The organism is Mycobacterium sp. NGS17 (assembly GCF_059813205.1).
The window spans coordinates 58,694-80,958 of record NZ_JCALED010000001.1; the positions used below are offsets into that span (position 1 = coordinate 58,694).

The window sequence follows — 22,265 nt, forward strand, 5'->3', positions numbered from 1 at the left end:
CTCCGCTCCAACTATCCTGTGGGAACGTGCTGTTCGTGGGTGAATGGCTTCTCGGCGTTGACGGCCGGTGAGCCCTGCGGGTTCTCGGCAGCGCCCGTGTTCTTGCGCGTGGTGCCGCCCAGCCACTGTTCTTCGGGCTTTTCGACGTACTCCCATTCCATGCCCTCGGGCCACGGCCCCTGGCCTTGGTTCCACGGGCCGCGGATGGACTCGCCGCCGCCGTTGGACATGTTGAACGCCACGTTCTGGAAGCGTGGGTCACCCGGCAACTGTCCGGGTGGGAAGTTCACCGGCAGCTCGTTCAGCGCGGCGCTGAATTGCTGATAGTGCGCCACCTCGCGGGTCATCAGGAACGTCAGGGTGTCCTGAACGCCGGGGTCGTCGGTGTATTGCTTGAGGTATTCGTAGACGATCTTGGCACGCGACTCCGCCGCGACGTTGTTGCGCAGGTCGACGGTCGGGTCACCGTTGGCGTCGATGTAGGCGCCCGTCCAGTTGTTTCCACCGGAGTCCTTGACGTCGGGCCCACCGCCGCTGAGCACCAGGAACAGCGGGTTGACCGCTACCGAATGGATGAGGCCGTCGCGGCCGCCGCCGTTGGACGCCACCGCCGGCATCCAGTCACACTTTTCGTTGGCGATCTTGAGGTTGTCGTTGAGCCCGTCGAGCAGCATCGTGATCATCGACCCGACCATTTCGAGGTGGCTCAATTCCTCGGTCGCGATGTCCATGAACAGGTCGTACATCTTGGGGTTCTTCTGCCGCAGCACGAACGCCTGGGTGAAGTACTGCAGCGCCGCGGTGAGTTCGCCGTTGGCTCCGCCGAACTGTTCCATCAGCAGCGACGCGAAGCGAGGGTCGGGTCGATCGACGCGAACCTCGAATTGAAGATCTTTGTTGTGCACAAACACTGGGGCCTCCTGGGGGATTGGCATCGGGCTGTCGACGGCGGGTACCCGGGGCTCATGGGGCCAAACGATGCGGTCCGCAAACTTCTCGGCGGTTCGGCGCCGCGGAAAAATGCGGGGACGGGGTGACCCATGGGGGTACATCGTGGAGAATCCGGTCCCATGGAGTCTTTGGACGCGACCTCGCGGCACGAGCTGGCTACGCGCATGGCCGAGCTCGCCCGGGAAATCGCGGCGCCGCGCTCGCTCGACCGGGTTCTCGCCGACGTGACCACCACGGCGGTGGAGCTGATACCGGCGGCGGACATCGCGGGCGTACTGCTGGTGAAGGGCGGCGGCGATTTCGAATCCCTCGCCGACACCGACAGCCTGGTCGCCAAGCTGGACAAGCTACAACACGACTTCGGTGAGGGCCCTTGCCACGACGCCGCGCTGAAAGAAACGATCGTGCGCACCGATGACCTTCGCGAGGAACCGCGCTGGCCTCACTACGCCCCGGCGGCCGTGGAGCACGGCGTGCTGAGCAGCCTCTCGTTCAAGCTGTATACGGCGGAGCGCACTGCCGGCGCGCTCAACCTGTTCAGCTTTCGGCCCCACGTGTGGGACACCGAAGCCGAAACCATCGGAACGGTGTTCGCCGCGCATGCCGCCTCGGCGATCATGGCCTCGCGGCACGGACAGCAAATGCTGTCGGCCCTGTCCACGCGAGACCGTATCGGCCAGGCCAAGGGCATCATCATGGAGCGCTACGGCGTCGACGATGTGCGTGCCTTCGAGTTGCTGCGCCGGCTTTCCCAGGAGAGCCAGACCAAGCTCATCGACGTCGCCCAGCGCGTGATAGACACCCGCGCCGACGACTGAATCCTGGCCGCCTCGCTCTAGGATGGGGTGGCTTCATCGACGAGTCCGGCGCGGCGCTGCGCCGGGGATTGGTTGGCCCTCGTGTGGGACTTCGAAACAGACCCCGAATACCAGGCAAAGCTGGACTGGGTGGAAAAGTTCATGGTCGAAGAGCTGGAACCGCTCGACCTGGTCGCCCTCGACCCCTATGACAAGCACAACGCGGAGATGATGGCCATTCTGCGGCCGTTGCAGCAGCAGGTGAAGGACCAGGGCCTGTGGGCGGCCCACCTGCGCCCCGAGCTCGGCGGTCAGGGGTTCGGTCAGGTCAAGCTCGCGCTTCTCAACGAGATCCTCGGGCGTTCCCGTTGGGCGCCTTCGGTATTCGGCTGTCAGGCGCCGGATTCCGGCAACGCCGAGATCCTCGCGCTGTTCGGCACCGACGAGCAGAAGGCCAGGTACCTGCAGCCGTTGCTGGACGGCGAGATCACCTCCTGTTACTCGATGACCGAACCACAGGGTGGTTCCGATCCGGGGATGTTCGTGACGAGCGCAACCCGGGACGGAGACGACTGGGTCATCAACGGGGAGAAGTGGTTTTCCAGCAACGCCAAGCACGCGTCGTTCTTCATCGTCATGGCGGTGACGAAGCCCGACGCGCGCACGTACGACAAGATGTCGCTCTTCATCGTCCCCGCCGAGACCCCAGGCATCGAGATCATTCGGAACGTCGCGGTGGGGGGCGAGTCGGGTAAGCACGGCTCACACGGATACGTTCGCTACAACGACGTGCGGGTGCCGGCCGACCATGTGCTCGGCGGCGAAGGTTCGGCGTTCATGATCGCGCAGACCCGCCTGGGCGGTGGCCGCATCCATCACGCCATGCGGACGATAGCGTTGGCGCGCAAGGCTTTTGACATGATGTGTGAGCGCGCGGTCTCGCGCCGGACCAGGCATGGGAAGCTGGCCGACTTCCAGATGACGCAGGAGAAGATCGCCGACAGCTGGATCCAGATCGAGCAATTCCGGCTGCTGGTGCTGCGCACCGCCTGGTTGATCGACAAGCACCACGACTATCAGAAGGTGCGCCGCGACATCGCGGCGGTGAAAGTGGCCATGCCGCAGGTCCTGCACGACGTCGCGCAGCGCGCGCTGCACCTACACGGCGCACTCGGCGTCTCGGATGAGATGCCGTTCGTCAAAATGCTGGTGGCCGCCGAATCCCTGGGCATCGCCGACGGCGCGACCGAACTGCACAAGATGACGGTCGCCCGCCGGACCCTGCGTGAATACGAGCCGGTGACAACGCCTTTCCCCTCAGCCCACATTCCGACCCGGCGCGCCGAAGCACAGGCGCGGCTGGCCGAGCGGCTGGAACACGCGGTCGCCGAGTTCTGACGTCGAGCGTCGACTTGTTGGGGAAAAAGCCCGCGTTTCACCGCAACAACTCGACGCTCGACGTGGGTTTTAGGCGCGGTTTTTATGCGACGAAGCGAACCACGCTTTCGGCCACGCACGCCGGCTTGGCCGATCCCTCGATCTCGACGGTGGTCGAGATGGTCGCCTGCACGGCGCCGTTACCCACGTCGTCGACGCTGACCAGCGAACTCTGGGCGCGTACCCGGGAGCCGACCGGAACCGGGGCGGGGAATCGAACCTTGTTGAGACCGTAGTTGATTGCCAGCTTGATGCCGTTGACGGTGTAGATCTGGTGCTGCAGCTGGGGCAGCAGCGCCAAGGTCATGAAACCGTGGGCGATGGTCTTGCCGAACGGGCCCGACGCGGCCCGCTCCGGGTCGACGTGAATCCACTGGTGATCGCCGGTCGCGTCGGCGAACAGGTTGACGTCTTCCTGGGTGATGGTGACCCAGTCGCTGTGCCCGAGGTCTTCGCCCGCGGCCGCGGCAAGTTCGGTGACTGATTCGAAGGTGCGCATTCGATGTTCTCCTTGGTTTCGGCTGCTAACAATAGCGCCGGGGCTCCACGTTGTGGCCGGAGGTCGCCGTTTCATCTCGGCTGTCGAGGGAACCCACGGGGGAACTCCCCCTCCCCAGAAAAGGAAGCCACCATGCCAGATCACAAGGGCCACAAGGCCGAGGAAGACGTGGACGCTGAGAACCACCAGACTCAGTCCCGCGCCGCCGCGGGCGAGGAAGACGGCTCGTATGTGGGGGCTGCGGGTTCGGATGACTCGTTCGACGCCGGTGAGTCGGGCGCCGAAGCGCGCAGCCAAGACGGCTAGTCGGGCCGGCGAGCGCTTGCGCGCGCGGCTATCCGGGTTATCCCAGCGCGCCGATCGCCGCTTGCAGCTTGGCGGTGGCCTGGTCGGCGACTTCCTGCAGAGCTCCCTGCTCGCCCGTCACCTTGACCATGAGTTGGGGATCCATCGCTTCGACCAGAACCGCATCGGCATCACCGGCGGGATCGGACCGCACCACCACGTTGCACGGCAACAGCTGGCCGATCTGGCGGTGAATGCCCAGCGCGCGATGCGCGAGCGTGGGGTTGCAGGCGCCCAAGATGAGGTAATCCTCCATGTCCTCGCCCAGCTTCTGCTTCAGCGTGGCCTTGACATCGATTGTCGTCAGGACGCCAAAACCCTGATCCGCCAACGCCTTTGTCGTCCGGTCCACCGCATCCTCGAACGAGGTGTGCAGCGTGGTGCTCAACGTCGATGTCATTCTTTTCCTCCTTGTTTCAGCATCGAACGCGCGTGCGGCTAGTCCGCGCGTGGCCGTTGCAGTTGGGCAAACTGCGGAATCGCGGCCAAGGTCGCGATCGCATCGAACAGCGCGGTGGCGGCATCGGAATCCGGAAGCCCGGTCAGCACAGGCCCGAAGAATGTGTGGTCGCCGATCAGCAGAATGGGGCTGCCCCCGGTCTCACCGAGTGCCTTTTGGCCCTCCTCATGCTGGGTCCGGATGAAGTCGTCCAGGGACGCGTCGGAGACCGCCGCCGCTTCTGCGCCGCGGGCCCCCGCCGCCATCAAGACCTGCGCGAGGAGGTCGCCGCTGACAGGCTCTGAGCGGTCGAAGTGTCGCTCGCCGAAGGCGAAATACGCCGCGTTCCATCCCGCGTCGCCATGGTCGCGCGCTATAGCGGCCATCAGCCGGCCGATCTGCCGCGAGTCACGCATGTGAGCCTGCTGCGCGGGTGACAACTCCCGACCCTCGTTGAGAACCGCCAGGCTCATCAGGTGCCAGTCGATCGCCAGTCCAGTCTTCTCTGCGACGGCGCGGAGCCAGCGTGCGGTGTTCCACGAGTACGGACACACCGGGTCCAACCAGAGCGTCACCGTCGGTCGAGTCCGGTCATTTTTCGCGGAGGACATTGCTTTTCACCCCTCTCTCGGCAGCGTGGCCCTTCAGGCCAGGCTCAGGAACAGTTTCTCGAGGTCATCGATGGAGACGGCCGGCTGAGCGGCCGGCCGCGCGATGCAGTCACGCAGCCCGGACGCGATGATCTTGAAGCCCGCGCGATCGAGGGCCTTCGAGACGGCCGCCAACTGGGTCACGACGTCCTTGCAACTGCGACCCTGCTCGATCATCGAGATGACGCCCCCGAGCTGACCGTGCGCCCGCCGTAACCGGGCGAGGACGGCGTCGATGTCCCCGGCGTCGTGCTTGGCGACATCCGTGTTGTGCGATCCGCTGCCGTTACCTTCGCTTCCCATGCGTCCTGTATACCATACCCCGTAGGGTATATAGCCCTGATCGTCCCGCCGGGTCCGGGCAACGATGCGCGCGATTTGGCGCAAGATGGGGCTGTGAGGCTGCTGTTGATCGCCGATACCCACATCCCGAAAAGGGCCCGCGACCTGCCCGCGCCGGTATGGAACGCGGTGTCCGAGGCCGACGTCGTCGTCCACGCCGGCGACTGGATAGCGCCGGAGTTCCTCGACGAGCTCGAGGCCCGGGCGGCCCGGCTGGTGGGCTGCTGGGGAAACAACGACGGCCCGGCGTTGCGGGCGAGGTTGCCCGAACGTGCGGACGTACGTCTGGCGGAGGTCCGGTTCACCGTCGTGCACGAGACCGGCGCCGCCAGCGGACGGGACGCCCGGATGTCGCGGCTCTACCCCGACAGTCAGGTGCTGGTCTTCGGGCACAGCCACATCCCGTGGGACACCACCACCGAGACCGGGTTGCGCCTGCTCAATCCCGGGTCGCCGACGGACCGCCGCAGGCAACCGTTCTGCACCTACATGACCGCGAACGTCGACGACGGCGAGCTGACCGACGTCGTGCTGCATCGCCTTCCCCGGTAGCGGGTACATAACCCACGCATAGCTTCTCCACATAAATAGCTCGGCTACAGAGGTATTATGGGGTGCATATGAAATCACGCACTGATGTGGCGGGCGAGCTCTTTGGAGTCGTCGGCAGGTTCCGTCGGCAGCTGCGCAGGTCGGCCGGCCGCGGATTCGACTCGTCGCGACTCTCCGAGTCTCAATCGGAGCTGTTGTGGCTGGTCGGGCGTCGGCCGGGGATTTCGGTCAGCGCTGCGGCGGCCGAGCTCGGCCTGGTGCCCAACACCGCTTCCACCCTGGTCACCAAGCTGGTGTCCGGCGGGCTATTGCTGCGGACGGCGGGAGACACCGACCGCCGGGTCTGCCAACTTCGGCTTGCCGAGCCCGCCCAGCAGGTCGTCGACGCATCCCGCGCCACCCGGCGGGCATTGCTGTCCGAGGTGATCGGCGAACTGGATGACGACGAAATCGATTCTTTGACAAAGGGATTGGAGGTCCTCGACACGATGACCCGAAAACTGCGAGAGCGGCGACCATGAGCGGATCGCTGCCGATCGCGGTCGACGGCCGAAACCTGACCTATCGCTATGGCCAGTTCACCGCCGTCGATGACGTGACACTGCAGGTGCGGCCTGGCGAGACCATGGGACTGCTGGGGCCCAATGGCGCCGGCAAGACCACCATGGTCCGGATGCTGACCACGCTGACACCCGTGCAGCACGGCGAACTGCGTATCTTCGGGATGGACGCGCGCCGCCAAACCACCGACATCAGAAGCAATATCGGCTATGTGCCGCAACAGCTTTCGATCGAGCCCGCGCTCACCGGCCGGCAGAATGTGGCGTGGTTCGCGCGGTTGTACGGCGTGCCCCGCAGCGAGCGCGCCGACCGCGTCGATCAGGCGCTGTCCGCCATGGATCTCATGGAGGTGTCCGACCGGCTGGCGTCGTCGTACTCCGGCGGCATGGTGCGCCGCCTCGAGGTGGCCCAGGCGCTGGTCAACCGCCCGTCGCTGCTGGTGCTCGACGAACCAACCGTCGGCCTGGATCCCATCGCGCGGGACGGGGTGTGGGGGCAGGTGCAAAAGATGCAGGCCCAGTTCGGCATGACCGTCCTGCTGACCACCCACTACATGGAGGAGGCCGACGCGCTGTGCGATCGGGTCGCGCTGATGCATCGCGGTCAGCTGCGGGCCGTCGGCACCCCCGACAGACTCAAGGCGACGGTGTCGCCGTCGGCCACCCTCGAAGACGTATTCCGCCACTACGCGGCGTCGGGTTTGGACGAAGAAGAGGACCCAGGGGAAGCCAACGGGTCCATTCGCGAAATCCGTTCCAGCAGAAAGGTGGCGCGTCGTGTCGGTTGATAGCGCCGCGGCGGGCTCGCTGGTCCGCGCCCCGCGTGGCTGGCAACGAGTCGGTGCGCTGTCCAGCCGCATCGGAGCATTCGCGATCGTCGAACTGCAGAAGCTGCAACACGACCGGACCGAGCTCGTCACCCGGATGGTGCAGCCCGCGCTGTGGCTGTTGATCTTCGGGACCACGTTCAGCCACCTGCATGTCATCCCCACCGGATCGGTGTCGTATCTGGCGTTTCTGGCGCCGGGGATCATCGCCCAGTCGGCGCTGTTCATCTCCATTTTCTATGGGATACAAATCATTTGGGATCGAGACGCCGGAGTGCTGGCCAAACTCATGGTGACGCCGGCCCCGGCGTCGGCACTGATCACCGGCAAGGCGTTCGCCGCCGGCGTCCGTTCGGTGGCCCAGGTGGTCGGGGTGCTCGCGTTGGCGTACGTGATGGGCGTCGGCCTGACGGTCAATCCGCTGCGGATTCTGGCGGCGATGGCCATCGTCATGCTCGGCGCCGCGTTCTTCGCCTGCCTGTCCATGACCCTGGCCGGTCTGGTGCGCAACCGCGACCGCCTGATGGGGATCGGCCAGGCGATCACGATGCCGCTGTTCTTCGCGTCCAACGCGCTGTACCCGGTCGACGTGATGCCGACGTGGCTGCACGTGCTGAGCAAGGTCAATCCGCTCAGTTACGAGGTGAACGCGCTGCGCGGACTGCTGATCGGCACCCCGTTCAACCCCGTGGACATCGTCGTGCTGGTGGTGGCAGCCGTGCTCGGAATCGTTACGGCATCAACGCTTTTACGTCGCCTGGTCGCCTGAGGCGCTGCGGTCGCGATAGCGCATGCGCCATCGCAGCGCAAGGGTTGCGCAGGGTTCCGAGAGACGATCGTGACCCGACTGTGACGATGTCTGCGCGAGGCTCAATCGTTAGCTAACCGCGATCTGTCATCCCGGCCGCGACAACGGGATTCGGCGCTCTCGCTGTGTTTCACTCCCCGAGAACAGATTCGACCGCACCTTGCGGCAGATGAAAGTTGGGATGGGTAGAGAGCTATGTCGTTCTTCGAAAAGTTGCGTGGCGCAGCGGCTACCATGCCGCGCCGACTGGCGATCGCGGCTGTGGGTGCCTCCCTGCTGTCCGGTCTCGCGGTAGCCTCCGGCGGCTCCCCCGTCGCGGGGGCCTTCTCCAAGCCCGGCCTTCCGGTGGAATACCTCGAGGTGCCCTCGCCGTCGATGGGCCGCAACATCAAGGTTCAGTTCCAGGGCGGCGGATCGCACGCCGTCTACCTGCTCGACGGCCTGCGCGCGCAGGACGACTACAACGGCTGGGACATCAACACCCCAGCGTTCGAGGAGTTCTACCAGTCCGGCCTGTCGGTGATCATGCCGGTCGGCGGCCAGTCCAGCTTCTACAGCAACTGGTACCAGCCGTCGTCGGGTAACGGACAGAACTACACCTACAAGTGGGAGACCTTCCTGACCCAGGAGATGCCCCTGTGGATGCAGGCCAACAAGCAGGTCTCCCCGGCCGGCAACGCCGCGGTGGGCCTGTCGATGTCGGGCGGCTCCGCGCTGATCCTGGCGGCCTACTACCCGCAGCAGTTCCCGTACGCCGCCGCGCTGTCAGGCTTCCTCAACCCCTCCGAGGGGTGGTGGCCCACCCTGATCGGGCTGGCGATGAACGACGCGGGCGGCTACAACGCCAACAGCATGTGGGGGCCGTCTAGCGACCCGGCATGGAAGCGCAACGACCCGATGATCCAGATTCCGCGACTCGTCGCCAACAACACCCGCCTCTGGGTCTACTGCGGGAACGGCACGCCCAGCGACCTCGGCGGCGACAACATGCCGGCGAAGTTCCTGGAGGGCATGACGCTGCGCACCAACGAGCAGTTCCAGAACAACTACGTGGCCGCCGGCGGACGCAACGGGGTGTTCAACTTCCCTGCCAACGGGACGCACTCCTGGCCCTACTGGAACCAGCAGTTGGTCGCGATGAAGCCCGATATCCTGCAAACCCTCAACACGGTCAACGCCGCACCGGCTAGCGCGCCCACCGCTAACCCTCCCGCGGCTTAAGGCCAAAGCCAGCATCGGCAGTAGCGCACCGGTCAGCGCTACTGCCGATGCTCTTTTCCCGCCTCCTGGAGCAGGGCTCGGCGATCGGAGTGGAAATACGTGTAGCCGGTCGTCAGCCCGCACACGACGGTGGCTGTCACCAGCATCCACGTCCCGTTCACGAACAGGCTGATCAAGCCACCCACGGCCGCGCCCACCACGAGGCTCGCGAACATCAGGAAGTAGCCCAGCCAGTCCGCCGCCGTCCCACCCGCGATGTGACGCTCGATGCCCTGACCCATCTTGACCAGCGTGCCGGTCACATAGCTCAGCGGGACCGACACCTCACCGTCCTTGACGAAAGATGTGTTCAAAGCCCCAATCCCGAACGCCACCAACATGATCGGTGCAAAGTCGAGCAGATTCTCTTCCCAGCCTTCGTCGACGACGTCGACCAAGGTGGCCGCCGCCAAACTGAATGTCGTCAACACCGTCGGTCCGTGCGGGTGCGCCACCCAGAGATGTCGCCGGCACACCGACGCGATTATCACGCCCGCGACGAAGCACAGAATCAACACCGCCGCGGAGATCGAGAGCACCACGTCGCCGCGAAAGAACCCCAACGCCGCGCGTTGCGCGTTGCCGGTCATGAACGTCACGAAGTATCCGGCGGAATGCGTATAGGCGGTCGCCCCCAAGATCCCGGCTAGCACTGCCAGCACCCACGACAGGCGCGATTCGCTGTTGTTGATTTCACTCGGCACCCGCACATGTTTTCAGACATCGGCCATCCGCGCAGCGGACGGCCGAGGCGGCGGCCCGCTAGGCAGCGGTAAGACGTGCGATGGAGCGCAACGGGATTGGCAGCCAGCCCGGCCGGTGCCGCGCCTCGTAGCCGGCCTCGTAGACGGCCTTGTCCAGCTCGTAGGCGGCCAGCAGCTGCGCCGAGTCGCGCGGGTCGATCCCCGAGGCGGCCGCATAGCCGTCGCAGAATGCCGTCCGGTTGCGCTCGACCCACTCCCGGGCGCGCGCCGCCAATTGCTTGTCATCCGCGTGGTCCACCAGCGGTCCGTAGGCGGCGTAGTCGAACGACCGCAGCACGCCGGCCACGTCCCGCAACGCTGAGTCGGGCGCACGGCGCTCCTCGAGCGGCTGTCCGGGCTCGCCCTCGAAGTCGATCAGCAACCAGCGCTCCGGCGTGCGCAGCACCTGGCCCAGGTGCAGATCGCCGTGGATGCGCTGCACGGTGATCGTCTCCGAGACCAACTTCTGAAATCGCTCTTCGATCGTCGCCGCGTGCTCCTCGAGCGCGGGTACCTGCGCCACCGTCGAGGACAGCCGCGACAGCACGTTGTCCACCGGGAAAACGGCCTGCGAGGTGCCCAGGGCCTCGGCCAGGGTCGCGTGCACCGACGCCACGGCCTCGCCGAGCCGGTAGGACTCCCCGGCGAAGTCGCCGCCGACCTCGTACGCGTAGAGATCGCCTTCGGCGAACAGGTCGCGGACGCTGGCGGTGGCCATCGCCCAGCCTTCGGCGGAATTCGCGGCGAATTCGGTGACCATGCCCAGCGGCCATGCCGCGTCGGCGCCGCCGTCCGAACCCGTCATCTCGTAGCTTCCCAGCAGCCGCGCGACGTGCGGGTTACCGGCCCGGCCCAGCACGCGGTTCAGCTCGACGTCGGGGTTGATGCCGCTGCTGACCCGGCGGAAGACCTTGAAGATGGCGTCGCGGTCGAAGATGACGCTGGTGTTGGACTGCTCGGCATCGGATACGTGCGCCATCGCCTCCAGGGGCAGCTTCGCATCCGGTTCCTTGGCGAAGTTGATCTCGGTGCCCGACGCGCCGCGCGAGGCCGACGAGTCGATGAGCGAGAGCAGGAACCGCGGCGCAACGGCGTCATACATCGCATCGAAGGCCGTCCGGTCGTCGACGGCGCCGATGGTGGCGACGTTGCTGTATTCGGAGACCGGGGGAGCGTCCCAGCGCACGATCACCTGGTAGCGGTGCCGGGAACCGTCGGCGTAGTCGGCGTCGACGAGCACCAGGTCGAGGCCGTCGTCGAGCGGGACGACCACGCTCGCCTCGGCGCTGGACAGTTCGCGGTTGCGTCCTGCGTACCAACGTTGCTGTGGAAGCCACTCAGACCAAGGCAGCTTGGCCGGCTGAGTCATTTGCGCCACTCCTTCTCATCGGCTCCGTTCCCCGCCAGCGGATGCGCTCCCCGCGAGGCTGGGGAGTACCCCCACGGCATCGCCGCGGCGCGAGCCCTCATCATGAATCCTCCTCGCATCCGGTCAACTGGAACCAGTAGAACCCGTGTCCGGGGAGTGTGAGCAGGTAGGGCAGGTGACCGATGCGCGGAAACTCCACCTGTCCGGTCAGCTCGATCGGCGTGCAACCGCTCCAATGCTGCAGATTCAGTTCGATCGGCTGGGGGAAACGCGACAGGTTGTTGACGCACAGGACGGTGTCACCGTCGTCGGACACCTGCCGCACGAAGGCCAGCACCGAGGGGTTCGAGCCGCCCAGCTCCTCGAAGGTCCCGATCGCGAAGGCCTCGTGACGGCGCCGCACGGCCAGCATCGTCCGGGTGAAGTTGAGCAGCGACGTGGAGGTGTCGCGTTGCGCCTCCACGTTGACCGCCTGGTAGCCGTAGACGGAATCCTGGCTGGGCGGCAGATAAAGCCGGCCCGGGTTGGCCTTGGAGAAGCCCGCGTTGCGGTCCGGTGTCCACTGCATCGGTGTGCGCACCCCGTCGCGGTCACCCAACCAGATCACGTCGCCCATGCCGATCTCGTCGCCGTAGTACAGCACCGGCGAGCCGGGCAGCGACATCAGCAGCGCGGTGAACAGCTCGATCTGGTTGCGGTCGTTGTCCAGCAGCGGCGCCAGCCGGCGGCGGATCCCGACGTTCGCCTTCATCCGCGGATCCTTGGCGTACTCGGAGTACATATAGTCACGCTCTTCGTCGGTGACCATCTCCAGCGTCAACTCGTCGTGGTTACGCAGGAAGATGCCCCACTGCGCCATATCGGGGATCTCGGGCGTCTGGGCCAGGATCTCCGAAATCGGAAAGCGCGATTCCCGGCGCACGGCCATGAAAATGCGCGGCATCAGCGGGAAATGAAACGCCATGTGGCATTCGTCGCCGCCGGTGGTGGCGTCGCCGAAGTACTCGACGACGTCGGCCGGCCACTGGTTGGCCTCGGCCAGCAGCACCCGGCCGGGGAATTCGTCGTCGATGACTTTGCGAACCCGCTTGAGGAAGGCGTGCGTCTCGGGCAGATTCTCGCAGTTGGTGCCCTCGCGCTCGAAGAGGTAGGGCACCGCGTCCAGGCGGAATCCGTCGATACCGAGTTCGAGCCAGAACCGGAGCACGTCGATCATGGCTTCCTGCACGGCGGGGTTGTCGTAGTTCAGGTCGGGCTGATGGGAGAAGAACCGGTGCCAGTAGAACTGCTTGCGCACCGGGTCGAAGGTCCAGTTCGACTCCTCGGTGTCGATGAAGATGATCCTCGCGTCGGTGTACTTCTCCGCGGTGTCGCTCCACACGTAGAAGTCGCCGTACGGGCCGTCGGGGTCGTGCCGCGACTCCTGAAACCAAGGGTGCGAATCGGAGGTGTGGTTCATCACCAGGTCGGTGATGACCCGGATGCCCCGCTCGTGCGCGGCGTTGAGCAGCGCGACGAAATCCTCGACCGTGCCGAACTCGGGCAGCACCTTGTAGAAGTCCCGGATGTCGTATCCGCCGTCTCGCAGAGGCGAGTCGTAGAAGGGTGGCAGCCAGATGCAGTCGATGCCCAGCCACTGCAGGTAGTCCAGTCGTTGCAGCAGCCCGCGCAGGTCGCCGGATCCGTCCGCATTGCCGTCCAGGAAGGCCCGCACCAGCACCTCGTAGAACACCGCGTGCTTGAACCACGTGGGGTCGGTGGGCAGCGCGGCGGCGTTGTTGAAGTCCTCGGCGTCGGGGTGCTCCACGACGCCGTCCTGGACGTGACTGCCCCCCTCGGGATGGTGCTCGACAGCTTCTCTTGCGTCGTTCATCAAATCCACGATGCCACGGGTACCCTAGGCGCCACTTTCGGAATCACGCACCTACGTTTACGTCGAAACACGCCCGCTCGCAAACGATTTGGCCACCGGCCCGGTCCCGTCGGCGCGGCTGTCAGGCCGGTGGCCCCTCCGCCAGGGTGATGTCCACGGTGTGATCGCCGCCATTGTTGGACCGGTAGTGCACCGCGATGGTGTCCCCCGGGTGATGCGGGACGAGCACCCCGGTCATGGAGGTCGCGCCGTTGATCGCGACGTTGTCGACGCCGGTGATGACGTCGCCGGGCGCGATGCCGGCGGCCGCCGCGGGGCCGGTGCTGACGACGCGCTGCACCAGCGCGCCGTTGCCGTTGTTGTCCATCACACCCAGACCCAGGAAGGCGGTGGGACCGATGTGAACCGTGTTCGAGCCGGCGCCCGACCGGATCTGGCCGGCAACCCCCATCGCGCGTCCGATGGGAATGGCGAAGCCCTGCCCGCCGGACATCTTGTAGCTGTCGGTGGCGGCGGTGTCCACGCCGATCACCTGCCCGGCGCTGTTCACCATGGGACCACCGGAGTCACCGGGCTTGATCGGGGCGTCCGCCTGGATCAGGCCACCCAGGTTCTCCTGCGCGCCGGTCAGCGTGTCGGTCGCCGAGACGCTCTGGTTGAGCGCGACGACCTTGCCGGCCACGGCGTTGGGCGTGCCGCCCTGGCCGCCGACGTTGCCGAGCGCGACGATCGGCTCACCCACGGTCGCCGCGCCCCCGATCGCGGCGGTGGGAAGGCCGGCCGCGCCGCGAAGCTGCAGCACCGCGATGTCCTGGGTGCGGTCGTAGCCGACCACGTCAACGGCGTAGCTCTGGCCGTTGCCGACGGCGAATGCGCTGATGTCGGTGGCGCCCGAGATCACGTGGTTGTTCGTCAACACGACCCCGTTGGGATCGATCACGATGCCGGTTCCGGCGCCCACCGCGTTGTTGTAGCCGAATTTGGTGTCGATGTTGACCACCTGCGGCCCCACCTGACCGACCGCCGCCGACGGGTCGAGTGGCGCCAGGGGGCGGTCGGTGAACCGATCCAGCGTCAGGTTGGACGGTGACGCCGAAGCCGGCGCAAGGCCCACGCCGGACCCCAGACCAAGCCACAGTCCGGCCACCGTCAGCACGCTGACCAACCATGACCACAGGACCGGGCGGTGGTGCGGTTTGCTCATCGGTGTCACCCTCCTGCTTCGCGGTAGAGAACAAATTGTCCCGGCCTCAGGCTCTTGGCGGCACATGTGTGTGTATATAACCGTAATGCAGGTAGCTATGCACGGCATGGGTGAGGTTCTGACCAGCCCGTCCGCAGCTACCGCGCGTCTTAAGCTGACACGGTGGGCGAATTCGAACCCAAGGCCAGCTTCGGCCGGGCCCCGGTGGCCCGACTGGCGACGGTCACGCCCGGCGGCCTGCCGCACCTGGTGCCGGTGGTGTTCGCCGTCGCCGTCGACGACGGCGACGTGGTCTACACGGCCGTCGACGCGAAGCCGAAAACGACACAGCGGCTGCGCCGCCTGACCAACATCGACGGCAACCCCCGGGTGAGCCTGCTCGTGGATCACTACGCCGACGACTGGGCCCAGCTGTGGTGGGTGCGCGCCGACGGTGTCGCCACCGTCCACACCCACGGTGACGCCGTTGAGCTCGGGCGCCTGCTGCTACGAGCGAAATACCCACAGTATCAATCGGTTTCGCTGGACGGCCCGGTGATCGAGGTCGCGGTGCGGCGTTGGTCCAGCTGGCATCACTGAGCGCCGGCTCGGCGGGGCCGCCCACCGCCGTGGCGGCTGATTCGGTCCGACGGTCTTGTGGTCGACCGAAGTTGGGTGGATGGTAGCTAGATAGGTGCTGGCTAGGACAGCAATGGCGCGCCCCGGGCAACCTGGAGGAAAGTCATGGCCGACAGGACAAACGCTTCCCAAGGAGCGGGGAACGCTCCTACCGCCAACGGTCCCGACGAAATCCGCAACGTGGTGCTGGTCGGTCCGTCGGGTGGGGGCAAAACCACACTCGTAGAAGCCCTGTTGGTCGCCGCCGGTGTGCTGACCCGGAGCGGTTCGGTGGCCGACGGCAGCACGGTTTGCGATTACGACGACGCCGAGATCCGACAACAACGGTCGGTGGGCGTCGCGGTGGCATCCCTGTCGCACAACGGCATCAAGGTGAACCTGGTCGACACTCCCGGATACGCCGACTTCGTCGGCGAGTTGCGGGCGGGGCTACGCGCCGCGGATTGCGCGCTGTTCGTCATCGCGGCCAACGAAGGCGTCGACCAGCCCACCAAATCGCTTTGGCAGGAATGCGACCAGGTCGGCATGCCCCGCGCCGTGGTGATCACCAAGCTCGACCACGCCAGGGCAAATTATTCCGACGCGTTGGCCGCCGCGCAGAATGCGTTCGGCGACAAGGTTTTACCGCTGTACCTGCCTACCGGCCTGCCCTCCTGCCACGGCCTGATCGGGCTGTTGTCGCAAACGCGGTACGAATACACCGACGGCAAACGCACCGTGCAACCGCCGGACCCCTCCGACGCCGAGCAGATCGAGGAGGCGCGCGGCGCCCTGATCGAGGGAATCATCGAGGAGTCCGAGGACGAGTCGCTGATGGAGCGCTACCTCGGGGGCGAGGTCATCGACGAGTCCGTGCTGATCCAGGATCTCGAGCGCGCGGTCGCCCGGGGATCGTTCTTTCCGGTGATCCCGGTCTGCAGCGGCAGCGGCGTGGGCACCCTGGAGTTGCTGGAGGTCGCCACTCGCGGCTTCCCGTCGCCGATGGAACACCCGCTGCCGGAGGTCTTCACCCAGGTCGGTGCGCCGCACGCCAGCCTGACGTGTTCGCCGGACGCCCCCTTGCTCGCGGAGGTGGTGAAGACGACGTCGGACCCGTACGTCGGCAGGGTCAGCCTGGTCCGGGTGTTCGCCGGGACCATCAGGCCCGACACGACGGTTCATGTGTCGGGCCACTTTGCGTCGTTCTTCGGCACCGGCAACGGCAGTGGTCATGCGCATCCCGACCACGACGAGGACGAGCGCATCGGGGTGCTGTCCTTCCCGCTGGGCAAGCAGCAGCGCCCGGCGCAGGCGGTGGTGGCCGGTGACATCTGCGCGATCGGCAAACTGAGCCGCGCGGAAACCGGTGACACGCTTTCGGATAAGTCCGAGCCGTTGGTATTGAAGCCCTGGACCATGCCCGAGCCGCTGCTGCCGATCGCTATCGCGGCCCACGCCAAGACCGACGAGGACAAGTTGTCGGTGGGGCTGGGCCGGTTGGCCGCGGAAGACCCGACGCTGCGGATCGAGCAGAACCAGGAGACCCACCAGATCGTGCTGTGGTGCATGGGCGAGTCCCACGCGGGCGTGGTGCTGGAGGCGCTGGCCAACCGGTACGGCGTCACCGTCGACACCGTGGAACTGCGCGTTCCCCTGCGAGAGACGTTCGCCGGCAAGGCCAAAGGCCACGGGCGCCACGTCAAGCAGTCCGGCGGGCACGGCCAGTACGCGGTGTGCGACATCGAGGTGGAGCCGTTGCCGGAAGGTTCCGGGTTCGAGTTCGTCGACAAGGTGGTCGGCGGGGCGGTGCCGCGGCAGTTCATCCCGAGCGTGGAGAAGGGCGTGCGGGCCCAGATGGAGAAGGGCGTGCACGCGGGCTACCCGGTGGTCGATATCCGGGTCACGCTGCTCGACGGCAAGGCGCACAGCGTCGACTCGTCGGACTTCGCGTTTCAGATGGCGGGCTCGCTGGCGTTGCGGGAGGCCGCCGCGGTGACCAAGGTGGCGCTGCTCGAGCCCATCGACGAGATTTCGGTGCTGGTGCCCGACGACTTCGTCGGTGCGGTGATGGGTGATCTGTCCAGCCGGCGGGGGCGGGTGCTCGGCTCCGACACCGCGGGCAACGAGCGCACCGTGGTCAACGCCGAGGTGCCGCAGGTGGAGCTGACCCGCTATGCCATCGACCTGCGGTCCCTGGCCCATGGGGCCGCGTCGTTCACCCGGTCCTTCGCCCGCTACGAACCCATGCCGGAATCCGCGGCCGCCCGACTGAACGCCGCCGTCTAGAACTCCTCAGCTTTTGCGGCCGAACCGCTCCGTCACCGCGCGCCGGTCCAGCGAACCCTTCGCGGTGTGCGGCAACTCGGCGGTCAGTTGAAACTCGGCGGGCACCTCGAAGGGTGCCAGGCGGTCACGGCAGAACGCCGTCAGTTCGTCGGCCGTCGGGGCGGCGGATCCACGCGCGACGATGACCGCGGCCACGGACTCGCCGTACAGCTTGTCCGGCACGCCGAACACGCCGACCTCCAGCACGTCGGGGTGGGTGGCCAGGATGCCCTCGACGCGCTCCGGCGAAATCTTCTCGCCGCCCCGGTTGATGAGCTCCTTGATGCGGCCGCGGATGACGAGGTCACCGGCCGGCGACAGCGTTCCGAGGTCGCCGGTGTGCAACCACCCTTCGGTGAAGTTGGCGGCGGTGATGGACGGGTCGCCGAGGTAGCCGCGCACCACGGTCGGGCCGTGCAGCCAGACTTCGCCGACCGCGTCCGGCGGCAGCGCCTGGCCGTCGGGTCCGACGATCCGGATTTCCGGTCCGGTCGACCGGCCGACGAGTCCGGGTGTGGCACCGGGGTTTTCAGTGTGGCCGGCACCGCCGATGGCCGTCGTCGCCACCTGGTGGGTCGACTCGGTCATCCCGAAGGCGCACACCACCGGCGCCGAGAAGGTGTCGTGCAGCGCCTGCGCGGTCTCGGCGGTCAGCGGTGCGCTGCAACTGCGGATGAACCGCAGGGCGTGCGAGCCGCTCGGCTGCTCGGTTCGGGCGCGCTCCAGCAAGATCTGATGAATCGTCGGGACGGCGGTGTACCAGGTGGCCCCGACGGCCTCGATGTCGTCCCAGAAGGTGTGCGCCGAAAACTTTCCCCGCGCCGGCAGCAACACCGCTCCCCCGGACACCAGGGTGCCCAGCAGCGCGGCGAGCAGACCGTGCCCGTGGTAGAGCGGCATCACCGCCACCGTCGCGTCCTGTGCATCAAGCCCATAGCCCGCGATGATGGCCGCCACCGAGCGAGCGATGTTGTGGCGCGTCCACGGAACCATCTTGGGCACACCGGTGGTTCCGCCGGTGAACATGATCATGGCGTCGTGCTCGCGCAGCCCCTCCGGTGTCGACACGTCACGCCGGGGTGCCGCGGTGACGTCCAGGCTGACCGTCGCGGCGGTGCCGTCAGACCCGACGGCCACCGCGACCGGCCAGGACGGCAAGCCGTCCGGTGCGGTCGCATCGCTGTCGCCGGGCTGGTCGACCAGCACCGCCCGGGCGCCCACCGCCGCGCTGCGGGCACGCTGTTCGGCGAGGGGCAGGGCCGGATCCAGCGGAACCACAACGAGATCCGCACGCGACGCCCCCAGTAGCCCGACGACGAATTCGGCGTTACTGCCGGCGCGCAGCGCCACCCGGTCGCCGCGCAGCAAGCCGGCGGCCTTCAGCTTCGCGGCCAGGTCATCGACCAGCCGGAGCAGATCGCGATAGTCGACCCGTAGGTGATCGGCGGTGACCACCAGCGCGCGCGCCTCCGACGATCGGCGTGCCGCCGCCTCGACCAGATCGGCGATGCTCGCGGATTCTGTCGACCCCCCGCCGCCGTCATTCGACCCCATCGCCGAACTCCTTCCACTCTTGCCATCGATGCCACCCTGCCGGTCGGCTTTCTGGTGCGTCCAATACCGATTCGCTCACGATCGATAACCGGGGGCTATTAACTCCCGTAGTGTGGCCGTGACCTGTGACGATAGCCAACATAAATCGAGGGATAGTGCCCTCGTCTTGGACACGTGGGATGCGCCGGGGTCACAGTGATGGCCAAGGCCGTACCGCACAGCACCCGAGGAGTCGCCCATGTCCACCGCTTCGGTACCTCCGAACCCGAGGGGCCTGATCGACGGCTTTCACCTCGTGGTGGACGCGCTGATGGCCAACGACGTCGAGACGATCTACGGCATCGTCGGCATCCCGATCACCGACCTCGCCCGAGTCGCGCAGGCGTCGGGAATCCGCTACATCGGTTTCCGGCAGGAATCCTCGGCCGGCAACGCCGCCGCCGCCGCCGGATTCCTCACCCGGCGTCCCGGCGTCTGCCTCACGACCTCCGGACCCGGGTTCCTCAACGCCCTGCCCGCGCTGGCGAACGCCACGACGAATTGCTTTCCGATGATCCAGATCTCCGGCTCCAGCAATCGGGCGCTGGTGGACCTGCAGCGAGGCGATTACCAGGACCTCGACCAACTCAACGCGGCGAAGCCGTTCGCCAAGGCCGCCTATCGGATCAATCGGATCGAAGACATCGGGCGCGGGGTCGCGCGCGCCATCCGCACCGCGGTCTCCGGACGGCCCGGCGGCGTCTATCTGGACATCCCCGGTGAGGTTCTGGGTCAGGCCATGAACGCAGACGCCGCGGCGAGGACGGTCTGGCGCATCATCGACCCCGCCCCCCGACAGCTGCCGGCTGCGGACGCCGTCGAACGCGCGCTGGACGTGCTGGCTCAAGCGCAGCGACCGTTGATCGTGCTGGGCAAGGGCGCCGCGTATGCCCAGGCCGACAACGTGATTAGGAAATTCGTCGAGGCCACCGGTATTCCTTTCCTGCCGATGTCGATGGCCAAGGGGCTGCTCCCCGATTCGCACCCGCAGTCCGCCGCGGCCGCCCGCTCCCTGGCGATCTCGCGCGCCGATGCGGTCCTGCTGGTCGGCGCCCGACTGAATTGGCTTCTGGGGCATGGGGAGTCACCGCAGTGGAGCCGTGACGCCAAATTCGTCCAGGTGGACATCGCCGCGTCCGAGTTCGACAGCAACCAGCAGGTCGCGCCGCTGGCCGGAGACATCGGCTCGGTGATGTCCGGCCTGTGTGACGGCGTGGCCGCCCGCCCGATCACCGCGCCGCCGCAATGGACGGGCGAGCTGGCCGAGCGCACGGCACGCAACGACGCCAAGATGCGCGAGCGCCTGGCCCAAAACCCGCACCCCATGCGGTTTTACAACGCGCTTGGTGCGATTCAGTCTGTGCTGCAGGACAACCGGGATGTGTACGTCGTCAACGAAGGCGCCAACGCGCTCGATCTGGCCCGCAATGTCATCGACATGGAGCTGCCGCGGCACCGGCTGGACACCGGAACCTGGGGCGTGATGGGCATCGGGATGGGGTATGCCATCGCCGCCGCGGTCGAGACCGGCAAGCCGGTGGTCGCAATCGAGGGGGACAGCGCGTTCGGCTTCAGCGGCATGGAGATCGAAACCATCTGCCGCTACCGGCTGCCGGTGACCGTGGTCATCCTCAACAACGGCGGTGTCTACCGCGGTGACGAGGCCACACCCGGTGCGGCCGCCGCGAGATCCGACCCGGCCCCGACCGTGCTGAACGCCCGGGCGCGCCACGAGCTGATCGCGCAGGCGTTCGGCGGCAAGGGCTATCACGTCACCACCCCGTCGGAGCTGCGCGCGGCGCTGACAGAGGCGATCGGCTCCCGGGCGCCCTCACTCATCGACTGCGAACTCGACCCGGCGGCGGGGGTCGAAAGCGGGCATCTGTCCAACCTGAACCCGGCCAGCGCCGCCACCGCCCCACCGGCGGCGGCGCTCAGCGACGGTGGGTAAGCCCCAGCAGCTGCGCGTCGAAAAACTCGTTGAGCGAAAGCTGTTCGGCGGATGTGGCCAGCGCGCGGGCGATCGGCGATCCGGGTCCGCTCGAGCTGGTGGCCAGGGCGACATCGGCTTTGAGCACCGGGTCGACCATTTCCACCGCCCGGATGGCCGGCCCCAGCGGCGACGTCCACAGCCACGTGTGCGGCACGATCGACGCCCAGTTGCCCGCCGAGACCTGAGCGAATAACGATGCGACGGAATCGGTTTCGACCTGCGGGCTGACGGTGAGGGAATGATCGGCGAACGACTTGTCGATGATCTGGCGATCACGCATCGCGGGAGTGAGCAACGCCAGCGGCAGTTGCGCGGCCTCCACCCAGGTCATCGTCGTCGCGCCGGATCCCACCATGGCCGCCGGCGCCAGCAGCACATATCGCTCCTGGTACAGCGAAACCAGATTCACGTCGTGTGCTTCTTCCGGCGCCGCATGCACGATGGCGGCATCGATCTCGAACTCGCGGAGCCGCCGGTACAGTTCGGTGGCCGCCAGCCGAGAGAGGATGTGCACCTTCACCAATGGGTGCGCCGAACAGAACGCGGAGAGCACCAGGGAAGCCGTGGTGGAGGCGGTGGGAACGGTGCCCAGCCGAAGTGTCCCGGTGACGCCCGAGCGCACGGCGTCCACTTCGGACTTGAACGCATCGTGTTCGGCGAGGATCCGCCTGGCCCACACCACCAGCCGCTCGCCTTCGGGAGTGAGGCCCTCGAAGCTGTGTCCGCGATTGATCAGCGTGACATTCAGTTCTCCTTCGAGCTTGGCGATCGCGGCCGAGAGCGCCGGCTGGGAGACAAAGCATTTCTCGGCCGCCCGGGCGAAGTGCCGCTCGGAAGCGACCGCCACAAAGTACTCCAGTTGACGGAACAGCACCCGCACTCCTCGGGTTCGGGCTGGGCCTCTCGGGCACCGATCCGCTGAGGCTAGCGCGTTGCCGACTGGCGGGCCAAGCCGAAGTTTGCGCCACCGCCATCGCGGCTATCCACATGAATTCGGCCTTTCGGGCTGCTCGTAACACCGCGACCGCGAAAACCGAAGCGCTGGTACCGGTTTCACGCAACTGCGGCTCAGGCTTGCGCAACTTCCGCGGCACGCGGGAC

Annotated in this window: 22 protein-coding genes; 11 read left to right on the plus strand and 11 right to left on the minus strand. The window is 66.8% G+C overall.

Features of this window, described 5'->3' with window-relative positions:
• Positions 1 to 11: 11 nt before the first annotated feature.
• On the minus strand, positions 12 to 911 hold the full coding sequence (locus AC5Y7E_RS00335) for a manganese catalase family protein (protein ID WP_499917566.1): 900 nt from the start codon (positions 909 to 911) through the stop codon (positions 12 to 14).
• A 159-nt stretch (positions 912 to 1,070) separates the two neighbouring features.
• On the opposite strand from AC5Y7E_RS00335, the gene AC5Y7E_RS00340 reads away from it, so the two are divergent.
• Complete coding sequence (locus tag AC5Y7E_RS00340; protein ID WP_499947103.1) at positions 1,071 to 1,769, plus strand: GAF and ANTAR domain-containing protein; 699 nt, start codon at positions 1,071 to 1,073, stop codon at positions 1,767 to 1,769.
• Between the two features lie 81 nt (positions 1,770 to 1,850).
• A complete protein-coding gene (locus AC5Y7E_RS00345; RefSeq protein WP_499917689.1) occupies positions 1,851 to 3,146 on the plus strand; it encodes an acyl-CoA dehydrogenase family protein in 1,296 nt (431 codons plus the stop codon).
• Between the two features lie 82 nt (positions 3,147 to 3,228).
• Here the strand turns inward: AC5Y7E_RS00345 and AC5Y7E_RS00350 are convergent, their stop codons facing one another.
• Entirely contained in the window at positions 3,229 to 3,684 is a 456-nt protein-coding gene (locus AC5Y7E_RS00350) for a MaoC family dehydratase (protein WP_499917564.1), read from the minus strand.
• Positions 3,685 to 3,816: 132 nt separating this feature from the next.
• Between AC5Y7E_RS00350 and AC5Y7E_RS00355 the strand changes: the two genes are divergently transcribed.
• On the plus strand, positions 3,817 to 3,990 hold the full coding sequence (locus AC5Y7E_RS00355; protein ID WP_499917563.1) for a hypothetical protein: 174 nt from the start codon (positions 3,817 to 3,819) through the stop codon (positions 3,988 to 3,990).
• Between the two features lie 37 nt (positions 3,991 to 4,027).
• Here the strand turns inward: AC5Y7E_RS00355 and AC5Y7E_RS00360 are convergent, their stop codons facing one another.
• From AC5Y7E_RS00360 to AC5Y7E_RS00370, 3 genes are read right to left on the minus strand one after another with little or no spacing between them, the layout of a single operon-like run.
• Entirely contained in the window at positions 4,028 to 4,429 is a 402-nt protein-coding gene (locus AC5Y7E_RS00360; protein ID WP_499917562.1) for a DUF302 domain-containing protein, read from the minus strand.
• 38 nt (positions 4,430 to 4,467) lie between these two features.
• The gene (locus AC5Y7E_RS00365; protein ID WP_499947104.1) at positions 4,468 to 5,079 is read right to left on the minus strand and encodes a DsbA family protein; all 612 of its coding nucleotides are present in this window, start codon (positions 5,077 to 5,079) and stop codon (positions 4,468 to 4,470) included.
• Between the two features lie 33 nt (positions 5,080 to 5,112).
• Positions 5,113 to 5,421 (minus strand): metal-sensitive transcriptional regulator, encoded by a 309-nt coding sequence (locus tag AC5Y7E_RS00370; RefSeq protein ID WP_499947105.1) that lies wholly within the window; start codon positions 5,419 to 5,421, stop codon positions 5,113 to 5,115.
• Between the two features lie 93 nt (positions 5,422 to 5,514).
• Between AC5Y7E_RS00370 and AC5Y7E_RS00375 the strand changes: the two genes are divergently transcribed.
• From AC5Y7E_RS00375 to ag85C, 5 genes are all read left to right on the plus strand, one after another.
• On the plus strand, positions 5,515 to 6,012 hold the full coding sequence (locus AC5Y7E_RS00375; protein ID WP_499947106.1) for a metallophosphoesterase family protein: 498 nt from the start codon (positions 5,515 to 5,517) through the stop codon (positions 6,010 to 6,012).
• Between the two features lie 68 nt (positions 6,013 to 6,080).
• Positions 6,081 to 6,533 carry a MarR family winged helix-turn-helix transcriptional regulator gene (locus tag AC5Y7E_RS00380; protein ID WP_499917558.1) on the plus strand — a complete coding sequence of 151 codons (453 nt, stop codon included), beginning with the start codon at positions 6,081 to 6,083 and terminating at the stop codon, positions 6,531 to 6,533.
• Positions 6,530 to 7,360, plus strand: a complete 831-nt coding sequence (locus AC5Y7E_RS00385; protein WP_499947107.1) for an ATP-binding cassette domain-containing protein — start codon at positions 6,530 to 6,532, stop codon at positions 7,358 to 7,360. The genes AC5Y7E_RS00380 and AC5Y7E_RS00385 overlap by 4 nt, the downstream gene beginning before the upstream one ends.
• The gene (locus AC5Y7E_RS00390; RefSeq protein ID WP_499947108.1) at positions 7,350 to 8,168 is read left to right on the plus strand and encodes an ABC transporter permease; all 819 of its coding nucleotides are present in this window, start codon (positions 7,350 to 7,352) and stop codon (positions 8,166 to 8,168) included. Before AC5Y7E_RS00385 ends, AC5Y7E_RS00390 begins: the two co-directional genes overlap by 11 nt.
• A gap of 234 nt (positions 8,169 to 8,402) precedes the next feature.
• Entirely contained in the window at positions 8,403 to 9,428 is a 1,026-nt protein-coding gene (gene ag85C / locus AC5Y7E_RS00395) for a diacylglycerol acyltransferase/mycolyltransferase Ag85C (RefSeq protein WP_499917555.1), read from the plus strand.
• Between the two features lie 38 nt (positions 9,429 to 9,466).
• Here ag85C and AC5Y7E_RS00400 read toward each other — a convergent pair whose 3' ends face one another.
• The 4 genes from AC5Y7E_RS00400 to AC5Y7E_RS00415 form a co-directional block, all read right to left on the minus strand.
• Complete coding sequence (locus tag AC5Y7E_RS00400) at positions 9,467 to 10,171, minus strand: YoaK family protein (RefSeq protein ID WP_499947109.1); 705 nt, start codon at positions 10,169 to 10,171, stop codon at positions 9,467 to 9,469.
• Between the two features lie 58 nt (positions 10,172 to 10,229).
• Complete coding sequence (locus AC5Y7E_RS00405; RefSeq protein ID WP_499947110.1) at positions 10,230 to 11,579, minus strand: maltokinase N-terminal cap-like domain-containing protein; 1,350 nt, start codon at positions 11,577 to 11,579, stop codon at positions 10,230 to 10,232.
• Positions 11,580 to 11,679: 100 nt separating this feature from the next.
• Positions 11,680 to 13,452: a maltose alpha-D-glucosyltransferase gene (gene treS, locus AC5Y7E_RS00410; RefSeq protein ID WP_499947111.1), complete on the minus strand. Its 1,773-nt coding sequence runs from the start codon at positions 13,450 to 13,452 to the stop codon at positions 11,680 to 11,682.
• A gap of 121 nt (positions 13,453 to 13,573) precedes the next feature.
• Positions 13,574 to 14,656: a S1C family serine protease gene (locus AC5Y7E_RS00415; protein ID WP_499917551.1), complete on the minus strand. Its 1,083-nt coding sequence runs from the start codon at positions 14,654 to 14,656 to the stop codon at positions 13,574 to 13,576.
• Positions 14,657 to 14,818: 162 nt separating this feature from the next.
• On the opposite strand from AC5Y7E_RS00415, the gene AC5Y7E_RS00420 reads away from it, so the two are divergent.
• Together AC5Y7E_RS00420 and AC5Y7E_RS00425 are read left to right on the plus strand one after the other, a co-directional pair.
• Positions 14,819 to 15,235 (plus strand): TIGR03668 family PPOX class F420-dependent oxidoreductase, encoded by a 417-nt coding sequence (locus tag AC5Y7E_RS00420; RefSeq protein ID WP_499947112.1) that lies wholly within the window; start codon positions 14,819 to 14,821, stop codon positions 15,233 to 15,235.
• Between the two features lie 144 nt (positions 15,236 to 15,379).
• Positions 15,380 to 17,539 carry an elongation factor G-like protein EF-G2 gene (locus tag AC5Y7E_RS00425; RefSeq protein WP_499917549.1) on the plus strand — a complete coding sequence of 720 codons (2,160 nt, stop codon included), beginning with the start codon at positions 15,380 to 15,382 and terminating at the stop codon, positions 17,537 to 17,539.
• 6 nt (positions 17,540 to 17,545) lie between these two features.
• On the opposite strand, the gene AC5Y7E_RS00430 is transcribed toward AC5Y7E_RS00425, so the two are convergent.
• Positions 17,546 to 19,132 carry a FadD7 family fatty acid--CoA ligase gene (locus AC5Y7E_RS00430; protein ID WP_499917548.1) on the minus strand — a complete coding sequence of 529 codons (1,587 nt, stop codon included), beginning with the start codon at positions 19,130 to 19,132 and terminating at the stop codon, positions 17,546 to 17,548.
• A gap of 238 nt (positions 19,133 to 19,370) precedes the next feature.
• Here AC5Y7E_RS00430 and oxc point away from each other — a divergent pair, with 238 nt between their 5' ends.
• Positions 19,371 to 21,122 (plus strand): oxalyl-CoA decarboxylase, encoded by a 1,752-nt coding sequence (oxc, locus tag AC5Y7E_RS00435; protein ID WP_499947113.1) that lies wholly within the window; start codon positions 19,371 to 19,373, stop codon positions 21,120 to 21,122.
• On the opposite strand, the gene AC5Y7E_RS00440 is transcribed toward oxc, so the two are convergent.
• Positions 21,106 to 22,038, minus strand: a complete 933-nt coding sequence (locus AC5Y7E_RS00440; protein ID WP_499947114.1) for a LysR family transcriptional regulator — start codon at positions 22,036 to 22,038, stop codon at positions 21,106 to 21,108. The two genes, oxc and AC5Y7E_RS00440, sit on opposite strands and share 17 nt — an antisense overlap.
• Positions 22,039 to 22,265 lie beyond the last annotated feature (227 nt).

What these genes read in the sequence shown, in the direction of transcription:
- AC5Y7E_RS00340 (WP_499947103.1), top strand. Translation starts at nt 1,071, where the DNA reads ATGGAGTCTTTGGACGCGACCTCGCGGCACGAGCTGGCTACGCGCATG.
- AC5Y7E_RS00350 (WP_499917564.1), bottom strand. Translation starts at nt 3,684, where the DNA reads ATGCGCACCTTCGAATCAGTCACCGAACTTGCCGCGGCCGCGGGCGAA.
- AC5Y7E_RS00355 (WP_499917563.1), top strand. Translation starts at nt 3,817, where the DNA reads ATGCCAGATCACAAGGGCCACAAGGCCGAGGAAGACGTGGACGCTGAG.
- AC5Y7E_RS00360 (WP_499917562.1), bottom strand. Translation starts at nt 4,429, where the DNA reads ATGACATCGACGTTGAGCACCACGCTGCACACCTCGTTCGAGGATGCG.
- AC5Y7E_RS00365 (WP_499947104.1), bottom strand. Translation starts at nt 5,079, where the DNA reads ATGTCCTCCGCGAAAAATGACCGGACTCGACCGACGGTGACGCTCTGG.
- AC5Y7E_RS00370 (WP_499947105.1), bottom strand. Translation starts at nt 5,421, where the DNA reads ATGGGAAGCGAAGGTAACGGCAGCGGATCGCACAACACGGATGTCGCC.
- AC5Y7E_RS00380 (WP_499917558.1), top strand. Translation starts at nt 6,081, where the DNA reads ATGAAATCACGCACTGATGTGGCGGGCGAGCTCTTTGGAGTCGTCGGC.
- AC5Y7E_RS00385 (WP_499947107.1), top strand. Translation starts at nt 6,530, where the DNA reads ATGAGCGGATCGCTGCCGATCGCGGTCGACGGCCGAAACCTGACCTAT.
- ag85C (WP_499917555.1), top strand. Translation starts at nt 8,403, where the DNA reads ATGTCGTTCTTCGAAAAGTTGCGTGGCGCAGCGGCTACCATGCCGCGC.
- AC5Y7E_RS00405 (WP_499947110.1), bottom strand. Translation starts at nt 11,579, where the DNA reads ATGACTCAGCCGGCCAAGCTGCCTTGGTCTGAGTGGCTTCCACAGCAA.
- treS (WP_499947111.1), bottom strand. Translation starts at nt 13,452, where the DNA reads ATGAACGACGCAAGAGAAGCTGTCGAGCACCATCCCGAGGGGGGCAGT.
- AC5Y7E_RS00415 (WP_499917551.1), bottom strand. Translation starts at nt 14,656, where the DNA reads ATGAGCAAACCGCACCACCGCCCGGTCCTGTGGTCATGGTTGGTCAGC.
- AC5Y7E_RS00425 (WP_499917549.1), top strand. Translation starts at nt 15,380, where the DNA reads ATGGCCGACAGGACAAACGCTTCCCAAGGAGCGGGGAACGCTCCTACC.
- AC5Y7E_RS00430 (WP_499917548.1), bottom strand. Translation starts at nt 19,132, where the DNA reads ATGGGGTCGAATGACGGCGGCGGGGGGTCGACAGAATCCGCGAGCATC.
- oxc (WP_499947113.1), top strand. Translation starts at nt 19,371, where the DNA reads ATGTCCACCGCTTCGGTACCTCCGAACCCGAGGGGCCTGATCGACGGC.